At 68.9% G+C, this 12,019-nt stretch carries 9 protein-coding genes; 7 read left to right on the forward strand and 2 right to left on the reverse strand.

All coding sequences use genetic code 11. The annotated features are described in order from the left end of the window. From hypF to HT579_08785, 7 genes are read left to right on the forward strand one after another with little or no spacing between them, the layout of a single operon-like run. Positions 1–2,301, forward strand: coding sequence for a carbamoyltransferase HypF (gene hypF, locus HT579_08755; GenBank protein QKS28985.1), 2,301 nt, complete (start codon positions 1–3; stop codon positions 2,299–2,301). 13 nt (positions 2,302–2,314) lie between these two features. Continuing rightward, positions 2,315–2,563, forward strand: coding sequence for a HypC/HybG/HupF family hydrogenase formation chaperone (locus HT579_08760; GenBank protein ID QKS28986.1), 249 nt, complete (start codon positions 2,315–2,317; stop codon positions 2,561–2,563). Positions 2,564–2,621: 58 nt separating this feature from the next. Then, positions 2,622–3,767 (forward strand): hydrogenase formation protein HypD, encoded by a 1,146-nt coding sequence (gene hypD / locus HT579_08765; GenBank protein QKS28987.1) that lies wholly within the window; start codon positions 2,622–2,624, stop codon positions 3,765–3,767. Positions 3,768–3,823: 56 nt separating this feature from the next. Beyond that, positions 3,824–4,813, forward strand: coding sequence for a hydrogenase expression/formation protein HypE (gene hypE / locus HT579_08770; GenBank protein QKS31580.1), 990 nt, complete (start codon positions 3,824–3,826; stop codon positions 4,811–4,813). A 13-nt stretch (positions 4,814–4,826) separates the two neighbouring features. Further along, positions 4,827–6,557, forward strand: a complete 1,731-nt coding sequence (locus HT579_08775) for a hydrogenase maturation protein (GenBank protein QKS28988.1) — start codon at positions 4,827–4,829, stop codon at positions 6,555–6,557. Continuing rightward, positions 6,554–8,014 carry a sigma-54-dependent Fis family transcriptional regulator gene (locus HT579_08780; GenBank protein ID QKS28989.1) on the forward strand — a complete coding sequence of 487 codons (1,461 nt, stop codon included), beginning with the start codon at positions 6,554–6,556 and terminating at the stop codon, positions 8,012–8,014. The genes HT579_08775 and HT579_08780 overlap by 4 nt, the downstream gene beginning before the upstream one ends. After that, entirely contained in the window at positions 8,011–9,003 is a 993-nt protein-coding gene (locus tag HT579_08785) for a HupU protein (protein QKS28990.1), read from the forward strand. The genes HT579_08780 and HT579_08785 overlap by 4 nt, the downstream gene beginning before the upstream one ends. 6 nt (positions 9,004–9,009) lie before the next feature. Here the strand turns inward: HT579_08785 and dacB are convergent, their stop codons facing one another. After that, positions 9,010–10,335, reverse strand: a complete 1,326-nt coding sequence (dacB, locus tag HT579_08790) for a D-alanyl-D-alanine carboxypeptidase/D-alanyl-D-alanine-endopeptidase (protein QKS31581.1) — start codon at positions 10,333–10,335, stop codon at positions 9,010–9,012. Between the two features lie 170 nt (positions 10,336–10,505). After that, positions 10,506–11,984, reverse strand: coding sequence for a CHAD domain-containing protein (locus HT579_08795; GenBank protein ID QKS28991.1), 1,479 nt, complete (start codon positions 11,982–11,984; stop codon positions 10,506–10,508). Positions 11,985–12,019: the final 35 nt, after the last annotated feature.

A 12,019-nucleotide genomic window follows, 5' to 3' on the forward strand; every position in this document is an offset into this window, starting at 1 on the left:
ATGTCAGAGGCGATGGTTTGCCGGAACATCCGCGTCAGCGGTGTCGTCCAGGGAGTCGGTTTTCGCCCCTTCGTCTGGCGTCTGGCGAGGGAACTGGGCCTTGCCGGCTGGGTGCGCAACGATTCGCGTGGCGTCGAGATCGAAGTGCGTGGCGCCGCGGAGCAGGTGATGTCGCTGGTCGAGCGTCTGCAGCGGGAGGCGCCGCCACTGGCACGGATCAATTCGGTGGTGGCGCGCGATACGTCACCGGCGCGGGCCGGCGAGGGCTTCGTCATCATCGACAGCCGCAGCGGTCGGGCGGCGACGATGATCGGCCATGACACGGCCGTCTGCCGCGACTGCCTGGCCGAGATGTTCGATCCCGGCAGCCGCCGCTGGCGACATGCCTTCACCAACTGCACCAACTGTGGGCCGCGCTACACGATCAGCCGCGGCCTGCCCTACGACCGCTCACGCACCAGCCTCAAGCCCTTCCCGATGTGCGCGCGCTGCCAGGCAGAGTACCGTCGTCCCGACGACAGGCGCTTCCATGCCGAGGCCAACTGCTGTCCGAAGTGCGGGCCACAACTCTTCCTGCTCGACAGCGAGGGACACCGGCTCGCCGGCGATCCGCTCGCGATGACGCTGGACCTGCTGCGCGAGGGCCGCATCGTCGCCATCAAGGGTCTCGGCGGTTTTCATCTCGTCTGCGACGCGCGCAATGCCGTCGCCGTGTCGCTCCTGCGCGAACGCAAGCAGCGCGAGCAGAAGCCGTTCGTGGTGATGGTCGCCAATCCGGCCTCGGCGGCCGCCTTCGTCCAGATGGGCATCGGCGAGCCGGGCCTGCTGACACTGCCGACCCGGCCAGCGATCCTGATCAGGAAGCGCAGCGGTTGCGACGCCGCGTTGCCGGGCGTCGCGCCCGGGCTCGCCTGGCTCGGCGTCATGCTGCCGTACACACCGCTGCACTTCCTGCTCTTCCACGAAGCGGCAAGGCGCCCGGCAGGACTCGGCTGGCTCGAGCGGGCGCAGGACATGGCGCTGGTGATGACCAGTGCCAATCCCGGTGGCGAGCCGCTGGTGATCGGCAACAGCGAAGCGCTGCTGCGGCTCTACGGCATCGCCGATGCCTTCCTGATGCACGACCGTGACATCGTCACGCGTTGCGACGACAGCGTCGCGCGCATCACCAGCAACGGTCTGCAGTTCATCCGGCGCGCGCGCGGCTACACGCCGCGGGCGATCAAGCTGCCACGCTCGGGACCGTCGGTGCTGGCGCTGGGGGGCTGGTTCAAGAACACGATCTGCGTCACCCGTGGTGACGAGGCGTTCGTCTCGCAACATGTCGGCGACCTCGACAACGCCGCCGCCTGCGACTTCCTCGACGAGACCGTGGCGCAGATGATCCGGCTGCTCGGCGTCGAACCGGCTATCGTCGCGCACGATCTGCACCCGGATTTTCATTCGACGCGCTTTGCCGCCGAGTTTGCGCAGCAACTGCGCCTGCCGTTGCTCGGCGTGCAGCACCACCACGCCCATGTCGCCGCCGTACTGGCGGAACACGGCATCGAGGGCTGCACGCTGGCCCTGTCGCTCGACGGCGTTGGCATGGGGACCGACGGGGCGGCCTGGGGTGGCGAACTGCTGCAGGTGGACGGCGCCCGCTTCGAGCGCGTTGGGCACCTGCAGCCGCTGGCGCTGGCGGGAGGCGACCGCGCCGCCACTGAACCCTGGCGAATGGCGGCGGCCGTGCTGCATCGTCTGGGCCGCAATGCGGAGATCTGCGAACGCTTCGCCGAGCAGCAGGCAGCGCAGGCGGTGGCACAGATGCTCGCCGGTGACATCCATTGCCCGCCGACTTCGAGCATGGGACGGATGTTCGATGCGGCTGCCGGGCTGCTCGGCATCAAGGCGGTGATGGCCTACGAGGGCCAGGCGGCAATGCTGCTCGAGAGCATGGCGCAGCGCTACGGCGACGTGCTGCCGCTCGACCAGTGCTGGACGATCAGCGACGGCAGGCTCGATCTGCTGCCGATGCTCGGCGTTCTCGCCGACGAGAAGGACGCCGAGCGCGGTGCGGCGCTGTTCCATGCGACACTGGCGGCCGCCCTCGCCGACTGGCTGCGCGTGCTGGCGCCCGAGGCACGGACGGTGGTCGGCAGCGGCGGCTGCTTCCTCAACCAGGTGTTGATGCGCGGACTGCGTGCCCGGCTGGGAGCGAAGGGCATGCAGCTCGTCGAGGCGCGCCAGGTTCCACCCAACGATGGTGGCCTGTCGGTCGGTCAGGCCTGGGTCGCGCTGCAGCACCTCGCGAGTCAGTAGGAGCAACGGCGCCATGTGTCTCGCACTGCCCTGTCGAGTGGTCCAGCTGCTGCCCGGCGAGCAGGCGATGGTCGACATCGGCGGCGTCGGCAAGGAGGTCTCGCTGGCACTCGTCGACGACGTCGCTGTCGGAGATTACGTGATCGTGCATGTCGGCTACGCGCTGACCCGCCTCGATCCGGACGAAGCCGGGAAAACCCTGGCGCTGTTTGCCGAGTTGGGCGTGGCGGCCGTGCAGGAGCCGACAGCCTGGACCGCCTGAGGGCTTTCGGGCAGGGAGATCGCGCAATGCGGGTGTCGCGGGCCGCTGCTGCCGCCAGATGAAGTTCATCGACGAATTCCGCGACCGGGATCTGGCTCGCGGGCTGGCGTCGGCGATCCGCCAGGCGGCGCAGCCGCGGCGCGACTATCACTTCATGGAGTTCTGCGGCGGCCACACACATGCGATTGCCCGTTACGGCGTCAGCGACCTGCTGCCGGCGAACGTGCGCATGGTCCACGGTCCCGGTTGCCCGGTCTGCGTGCTGCCGATCGGCCGCATCGACATGGCGATCCGCCTGGCGACGGACGAGGGCGTCATCCTCTGCAGCTATGGCGACCCGCTGCGCGTGCCGGCTTCCGGCGGCCTGTCGCTGCTGCGGGCGAAGGCCGCGCTGGGTGGTGGCGGCGAAATCCGGATGATCTATTCCTGCGCCGACGCGCTGCGTCTGGCACAGGAGAACCCGCAGCGCCAGGTGGTCTTCTTCGCCATCGGCTTCGAGACGACGACGCCGCCGACGGCCGTCGCCATCAGGCAGGCGCAAGCGCTCGGGTTGAAGAACTTCTCGGTGCTTTGCTGCCATGTGCTGACGCCGGCGGCGATCGCCAGCATCCTCGAGTCACCGGAAGTGCGCCAGTGGGGCAGTGTCCGGCTCGATGGCTTCATCGGCCCGGCACACGTGTCGACGATCATCGGCAGCCGGCCGTATGAGTTCTTCGCCGCCGAGTACCGCAAGCCGGTCGTCATCGCCGGCTTCGAGCCGCTCGACGTGATGCAGGCGGTCCTGATGCTGATCGCGCAGGTCAATGCCGGCAGGGCGGTGGTCGAGAACGAGTTTGCCCGTGCCGTGACGCGCGACGGCAACCGCAAGGCGCAGCAACTCGTTGCCGAGGTCTTCGAGTTGCGGCGCTCCTTCGCCTGGCGCGGCCTCGGCGAGTTGCCGTACAGCGCGCTGCGCATCCGCAGCGATTTCGCCGACTTCGACGCCGAGCGCCGCTTTCCGATCAGCTATCAGGCGGTGCCGGACCATCCGGCGTGCGAGTGCGGCGCGGTGCTGCGCGGTGCGAGGAGGCCGCAGGACTGCCGCATCTTCGGTAGCGTGTGCACGCCGGAGAACCCGATCGGCTCGTGCATGGTGTCATCGGAAGGCGCCTGTGCCGCGCACTACTCGTTTGGCCGTTTCGCCGACGCAGCGGTGGCGCCGTGAAGCCGCTGCGCAAGGCTTACGGGCGACCACTCGACCTTCGCCAGGGCCGGGTCGAAATGATGCACGGCAGCGGTGGCCGGGCGATGGCGCAACTGATCGATGAGCTCTTCGCCAGCCGTCTGGACAACCCCTATCCCGGGCGCGGCAACGACGCTGCCGTGTTGCCGGCGGCGGTGGGCCGGCTGGTCGTGTCCACCGACTCGCATGTCGTCTCGCCGTTGTTCTTCCCTGGCGGCGACATCGGTTGCCTGTCGGTGAACGGGACGATCAATGATGTTGCGGTCATGGGCGCGACGCCGCTCTATCTGGCTGCCGGCTTCATCCTCGAGGAAGGTTTCCCGCTCGCCGACCTGGCGCGCATCGTCGACTCGATGGCGCAGGCCGCGACTGCCGCCGGCGTGCCGGTGGTTGCCGGCGACACCAAGGTCGTGCAGCGGGGCAGGGGCGACGGCGTCTACATCACTACCACCGGCGTCGGCGTCGTCGCCGACGGCGAGGACTGGTCCGGCGACCGCGCGCGGCCGGGCGACCGCATCATCGTCTCGGGCGGCATTGGCGAGCACGGCATGGCGATCATGGCGCAGCGCGAAAGCATCGGCTTCGCCGCCGACATCGTCTCCGACACGGCGCCGCTGCATGGTCTGATTGCCGCCATGCGCGCCAGCGGAGCCGACATTCACGTCCTGCGCGACCCGACGCGCGGCGGTGTCGCCACCACCTTGAACGAGATTGCGCGGCAGTCGCGGGTCGGCATGATGCTGCAGGAAAACGCCGTGCCGCTGCAGCCGCAGGTGGCGGCTGCCTGCGAGTTCCTTGGCCTCGATCCGCTCTATGTCGCCAACGAGGGCAAGCTGCTGGCGATCGTTGCCGCTGGCGATGCCGAACGCCTCCTGGCGGCGATGCGCGCGCATCCGCTAGGGCGCCACGCCGCCCTGATCGGCAGTGTGCACGACGATGCGCACTGCTTCGTGCAGATGAGCACGAGCCTTGGCGGACGGCGAATCGTCGACTGGCTGAGCGGCGACCAGTTGCCGCGCATCTGCTGAACCGCCAGCGAAGATGCGCATCCTGCTGCTCTGTCATGCTTTCAACAGCCTCAGCCAGCGCCTTTACTGCGAGCTGGCCGGGCATGGCCACGCGCTGTCGGTCGAGTACGACATCGCCGATGCGGTGGCCGAGGAGGCGGTGGCGCTCTTCCGCCCGGACCTGATCATCGCGCCTTACCTGCGGCGGGCGATTCCGGCAACCATCTGGCGCCGGCACTGCTGCCTCGTCGTCCATCCGGGAATCGTTGGCGACCGCGGGCCGTCAGCGCTCGACCGGGCGATCCAGGATGGCGAGCGCGAATGGGGTGTGACGGTGCTGCAGGCTACCGGCGAGATGGATGCCGGTCCGGTCTGGGCGTCGGCGGTCTTCCCGATGCGCCTCGGCCGCAAGTCGAGCATCTATCGCCACGAGGTGAGCGAAGCGGCGACGCAGGCGGTGCTGCGCGCGGTCGAGCGTTTCGTGGCCGGTGATTTCGTGCCGGCGCCGCTGGCACAGGGGGCGACGGCTGCCGGCAGCGAACTGCGCCCGCTCCTGCGGCAGCGCGAGCGGGCGATCGACTGGCAGCGCGACGACAGCTCGCGCGTTCTCGCTCGTCTGCATGCTGCCGATGGTTTCCCGGGGGTTGCCGACGAGCTTTTCGGCGAGCCGTGCCTGCTCTTCGATGCCTGGCCGGAAGACCTTCTGCGCGGTGGCCCGCCCGGCGCCGTGATCGCCTGGCGCGAGACGGCGATCCTGCGCGCCACCGTCGATGGCGCGGTGTGGATCGGCCATGTCCGCCGCTGCACGCCGGCGGATTCGCTGAAGCTGCCGGCGACCGAAGTGTTTGCCGCGCAACTGGCGGGCGTCGGCGAAGCGCCGCTGGCCGGCTCGCCCGCCGCCTGCTGGGCGGCGCCGCACCGCACCTGGCAGGACATCCGTTATGAGGAGGCCGATGCCGTCGGCTTCCTGCATTTCGAGTTCTACAACGGGGCGATGAGCAGCCGCCAGTGCCGGCGCCTGCTGGCTGCCTATCACTGGGTCAGGCAGCGGCCACTGCAGGTCATCGTCCTCATGGGCGGGCGCGATCACTGGTCGAACGGCATCCACCTGCAGCAGATCGAGGCCGCCGAATCGCCTGCCGACGAGTCATGGGCGAACATCAACGCCATCGATGATCTCGCCGAGGCGATCATCCGTACCGACGACAGGCTGACGATCGCCGCCCTGCAGGGCAACTGCGCTGCCGGCGGCTGTTTTCTGGCGCGCGCCGCCGACCTCGTCTGGGCTCGCGCGGGCGTGATCCTCAACCCGCACTATCGCAACATGGGCAATCTCTACGGCTCGGAGTACTGGACGTACCTGCTGCCGGCACGGGTTGGCGCCGCGGCGGCAGAAGCGATCATGCAGCAACGGCTGCCGCTGAGCGCCGGCGCCGGTGTCGCGGCCGGCCTGCTCGATGCCTGCCTGGGCGGCGATCCCGACGCCTTTCGCATCGACGTCGCCCGCCGCGCGCGCGAACTCTCGCTGGCAGCCGATCTTCCGAGCCGCCTGCGGGCGAAGCGCGCGTGCCGCCAGGCCGACGAGCTGCAGCGGCCGCTGGCCAGTTACCGTGCCGCCGAACTGGCGGAAATGGAGCGCAACTTCTACGGTTTCGACCCGAGCTACCACATCGCCCGTCACCATTTCGTGCACAAGACGCCGCACTCCTGGACGCCGCGCCATCTGGCGGTCCACCGCGAGCTGGGCTGGACGCCTGCGCCATGACCGGCAATCCGAGACCGCGCCTGCCGACCGTGCTCGTCGTCGACGACGAGCTGCGCTCGCAGGAAGCGCTGCGGCGCACGCTCGACGAGGACTTCGAGGTCTTCACCGCGGCGAACGCCGATGAAGCGCAGCGCATCATGGAAAGCGAGTGGGTGCAGATCATCGTCTGCGACCAGCGCATGCCCGGGACGAGCGGCGTCGAGTTCCTGCGGCGGGTGCGCAGCCAGTGGCCGGACACCCTGCGCATCATCCTCTCGGGTTACACCGATGCCGAGGACATCATTGCCGGTGTCAATGAGGCCGGCATTTACCAGTACCTGCTCAAGCCCTGGCAGCCCGAACAACTGCTGCTGACGCTGCAGACCGCGGCCAACGTTCACCGCCTGCAGCAGGAAAATCAGCGCCTGTCGCTCGAACTGCGGACGGCGGAGCCGGTGCTGGCGCGGCGGGTCGACAGCAGGCAGGAACGTGCTCGCCGCGAGTTCGCTCTCGACGGTCTGATCCGCAGCCCGCAGAGCCCGCTGAACGCCGTCTGTGAGCTCGTCGAGCGCATCGCGCCCTTCGACCTGTCGGTGCTGATCAGCGGCGAATCGGGAACCGGCAAGGAGATGCTTGCGCGCGCCATCCACTACCGCAGCCGGCGCGCCGACAGGGCGTTCGTCGTCGAGCACTGCGGTGCACTGCCGGACCAGTTGCTCGAGGCCGAACTCTTCGGCTACAAGCGTGGCGCCTTCACCGGCGCCTACGAGGATCGCAGTGGTCGCTTCCAGCAGGCCGATGGCGGCACCATCTTCCTCGACGAGATCGGCGATACCAGCCCGGTTTTCCAGGTCAAGCTGCTGCGCGTGCTGCAGGAGGGAGAGTTCCGGCCACTCGGTGCGGCGCGGCCGCAGTCGGTCGATGTGCGCGTCGTCGCTGCGACGCACCACGATCTCGAGGCCGAGGTGCGTGCCGGTACATTCCGCGAGGATCTCTACTATCGGCTGGCGACCGTGACGCTGCGCGTGCCGCCGCTACGGGAGCGCGCGATGGACATCCCGCTGCTCGCCGACCGCCTGCTCGATGCCAGTCAGAAGTTCCTGGGCAAGAAGGTTGCCGGTTTCAGCACCGAAGCGCTGGCCTGCCTGGCCGCCTACCCGTGGCCGGGCAACGTGCGCGAACTGCAGAACGAGATCCTGCGCATGCTCGCCCTCGCCGATACGCCGCAACTCGGCGCCGACCTGCTGGCGCCGCGAATCCTGCGCACGCCGTCGGTGAATCAGCAGGAAGACGCTCTGCTCGAGCTGATGCCGCTGACGGGTGGCATCAGGGAGCGCATGGAGGCGCTCGAGGCGCGTGTCCTCAAGGAGACGCTGATTCGCCACCGCTGGAACAAGTCGCGGGCGGCGAGTGAGCTCGGCCTGTCGCGCGTCGGCCTGCGCAGCAAGCTCGTGCGTTACGGGCTGGCGCGCGGATGAAGCTCATCTGGCTGCAGGCGGCAGGCTGCGGGGGCTGCACGCAGTCGCTGCTCGGTGGCGACGGCCGCAGCGGTGTCCTGGCGCTACTGGCGGACAGCGGCATCGAGCTGTGTTTTCACCCCGGGCTGTCGGAGGCGAGCGGCAACGAGACGCTGGCGCTGCTCGGCGCCGCTGTCGCTGGCGACCTGCCGTTCGACCTGCTGTGCATCGAAGGCGCGCTCCTGCGTGGTCCGAATGGCAGCGGTCGCTTCCAGACGCTGGCCCGCCGGCCGCTGATCGAGTGGGTGCAGGCGCTCGCGCCGCGTGCTCGGCATGTGCTGGCGATCGGTACCTGCAGCGCTTACGGCGGCATCATTGCGGCGGGCGAGAACCGCAGCGAGGCGTGTGGACTGCAGTTCGACGGCGACCAGCAGGGGGGTCTGCTTGGCGTCGACTTCCGTTCGCGTTCGGGTTTGCCGGTGATCAACGTCGCAGGCTGTCCGACGCATCCCGGCTGGGTGGTCGACACGCTGCTCGCCCTGGCGCTCGATGCGCTAGCTGCAGCCGACCTCGATGCCTGGCGGCGACCGCGCTTCTACACCGAGCAACTGGTGCATCACGGCTGTCCGCGCAACGAGTACTACGAGTTCAAGGCCAGCGCCCAGAAGCCCTCGGACCTCGGCTGTCTGATGGAGAACCTGGGCTGCAAGGGGACACAGGCCAACGCCGACTGCAACCTGCGGCCGTGGCACGGCGTCGGCTCCTGCCTGCGCGGCGGTTTTGCCTGCATTTCATGCACCGAGCCAGGGTTCGAGGAACCCGGTCATCCGTTCATGGAGACCGCCAAGGTCGCCGGCATCCCGACCGGGTTGCCGGTGGACATGCCGAAAGCCTGGTTCGTCGCGCTGGCAGCGCTCTCCAAGTCGGCGACGCCGAAACGGGTGCGCGAGAATTCGCGTTCCGATCACCCGCTGATCGCGCCGGCAGTCCGCAAGCGCGGTGGCAAGTGAGGGCGGTCAGCGCTCCGCCAGCCACTGCAGCAGGGCGTCGATCACCGGTTTGCCAAGCCTTGCTTTCGGGTCGTTGATGAGGCAGACGACGATCCAGCGCCTGCCGCCCTGATCGAGCAGGTAGCCGGCGACTGCGCGCACGCCCTCGAGGTAGCCGGTCTTGAGATGCGCCCTGCCGACGGCGGCACTGCCGTTGAGGCGCTTGCGCAGCGTGCCGTCCACTCCGGCAAGCGGCAGCGAGGCGACGAACTCGGGCATGACGGGGCTCTGCCAGGCGACGCGCAGCAGCTGCGCCAGCGAGTCGGCCGAGATGCGCTCGCTGCGCGACAGCCCCGAACCGTTGTCGAGCACCAGTTCGGGCATCTTCAGGCCCTTCGCCTGCAGCCAGGAGCCGACCTGCCGGCGCGCACCCTCGGCGGTGGCGGGACGCTCGCCATCGAGGCTGAGGAACAGTTGGCGGGCCATGACGTTGTTGCTGTACTTGTTGATCTCGCGTACCACCTCGGCGAGTGGCGGTGATTCCTGGATGGCGACGACGCTGGCCGTCGCGGGTGTCCGCCCGGCGCGCACACGCCCGCTGAAGCTGCCGCCAAGCTCGTTCCAGAGTGCGCGGAAGAGCCCCTCAACCTGTGCATCCGCGGTCCACGGCATGAGATGCAGCGCCTTCTCGCCGCAGCTCGCCGGAAAGCTGCCGGCAAGTTCGATCGTCTGGCCGCTGACCGTGGGCCTGATCTGCTCGCGCCAGTCGCCGCAGGCTTCGCGGCCGAGGCTGAGGCGATTGCTGACGCGCAGGCCATCGCTCGGCGTTTCGGCAATCACCCGGACCGCCGCGTGTGACGGGTCTGCCTGCAGCGTCAGCCGGATGCTCGCGAGGTTGACCAGCAGCGCGTCGGGACCCGCGTTGTAGGGGCGCAGCGGCTGGCCGTCGAAGGCGCCCGGATCGTGTTCGCCGACGGCAAAGGCGCTGCGGTCGAGCACCACGTCGCCCCTGATCTCGCCGACGCCGCGCAGACGAATCTGCCGCAGCAGCAGCCAGAACTGTTCCAGGCCGAGCCGCGGATCGCCGCTGCCGCGCAGGTAGAGGTTGCCATCCAGCCGGCCGTCGCGGGCCGCAGCCTCGCCGAGTGCCTCGGTGCGCCAGGTGTGGGCCGGTCCGAGGAGCTCGAGGCCTGCATAGGTCGTCAGCAGCTTCATCGCCGACGCCGGGTTGAGCGGCTGCCGCGCGTTGTGCGCGAGCAGCGGCGTCCCGCCGTCGACCGCCTGCACGACTATGCCGACCGAGCGGGCTGGGATTCCCGCCTGCTCGAGTGCGCGGCTGACGGCGGGCGGCAGCTCGGCGGCTCCGACGGTGCTCACCCAGCCCGCCAGCAGGAGCAGGCATGCGGAGCGAATCAAGGCCCTGCCCGGCCTGCCGACGCGGATGGTGGTCGCCGGTCGACAGCCAACGTCGCCCGGCAGGCTCATCGGTGCCAGTTCAGTGTCCGGGGCCGCCGGCAACCCGGTCAGCCATGCTCCCAAGGTGCCGGGTGGCTGAGGAACTCGGCCAGCAGCGGCTCGAGTTGCGCCAGCATGAGGTCGTTGCGGCCCGCCAGCCAGGCGCGCACGAGGTCGCTGTGTTGCCCTGGAACGGCCTGCACGACGAGTTGTTCGGCGACGGCAGCGTCGTTCATTCGTCCGAGCAGGTCGAGCAGGCCGGCGGCTCCCTGGTGATAGCGCTGCAGTCGCTTCGCCGGGAACAGCGGTGCGAAGAACTCGAGCGCGTAGCGCAGGCGTTTCAGCGCGACCCGCAGGGCATGCCGGGCCTCCGGGTTCGAATCGCGGGTTTCGGCTGCGAGCGCGGCGACACGTTTTGCGCGCTTGTTCAGCGAGCGAGGCGCAAAGACGGTGATGGGCGGTTTCCTGCTTTCCGGCAGGGCCAGCGTCGCGGCGGTGAACTCGAGTAGCAGTCGCGAGTAGGTATCCGCCTTGATCGCCGCCTGCGCCGCCTTGCGGCAGGACACCAGGTGGTTTCGCGCCTGCGACGACAGTCGCTGGACGTCGCCGTGATCCGGGAAGGCCTTGACGATCGGCGGCAGGATCTCGGTGATGAAGACGTCCCAGTTGCGCGTGTCGCCGAGTTGGTTGGCCAGTGTTCGCCAACGCGGGTCGAAGTTGCTGACGTAGTCCTCGGGCAGCAGTGGTCGCCACAAGCGGATCGCCGAGCGCAGGCGACGGATCGAGACGCGCGCCTGGTGGATGAACTCGGGCGCATCGGTTTCACGGACGCCGCGCTCGTTGCCCTGCAGTTGGGAGAGACAGGAGAAGGCGGTGCTGCGGAAGACGCCGATGCTGGTCATTCCCATGGTCAGCGGCACCGGTCCCGCCTTGGCTGGTGCCAGTTTGGCGTCGTTTGCCAGGCGATAGCCGCGCTCGGCCTTGCTGGGGCTTTCGGGGTGCAGTGGCAAGTCGGCCTGCAGGGCAAGCGCGGTGGTGAAGAGGTCGGCGGCGTCTCCCTCCAGCAGTTCGAGTTCGAGTTCACAGATGCTTTCCTTGCGTTCACCGGCATTGATCGTTCCGCGGTCGAGGGCGACCTCGATGCGGCTGCCCTCGCGTGGCGTCAGCAGCCACAGGCTGCGCGTGAAGTCGGTGGTGAAGACCGGCACGAGTTCGGGCGTGGCCTCTTCGAGGAAGCGCCGCAGCTTGGGGTTGTCGACGTGGGCAAAGTTGAATGTTCCGGGTTCGCCGGGCACTTCCCACTCGCTGCGTTGTGCCAGGCCGCCGGGCGCGGGCGCGTCGCTCTTGACGGTGAGCAGCCATTCCTGGCCCTTCTGCCGGTAGCGGACGGCGAGGCGTTTGCGTTGCAGGCGCCGGTCGGGGGTGTCGTAATAGGTATTGACCAGTTTCTGTCGCAGCGGCTTGCTCGCGGCCAGCAGCGGATGCGCCGGCAGCCGGCGCACGGCAGTTGCCGGCAGACTAAGCTTGATCTCGGTTTCCAGTGCCATTCTGCATTGTCTCCTCTTGGTTGGTATGGGTGCCG

This window comes from Candidatus Accumulibacter similis (assembly GCA_013347225.1).
Classification (GTDB): Bacteria; Pseudomonadota; Gammaproteobacteria; order Burkholderiales; family Rhodocyclaceae; genus Accumulibacter; species Accumulibacter similis.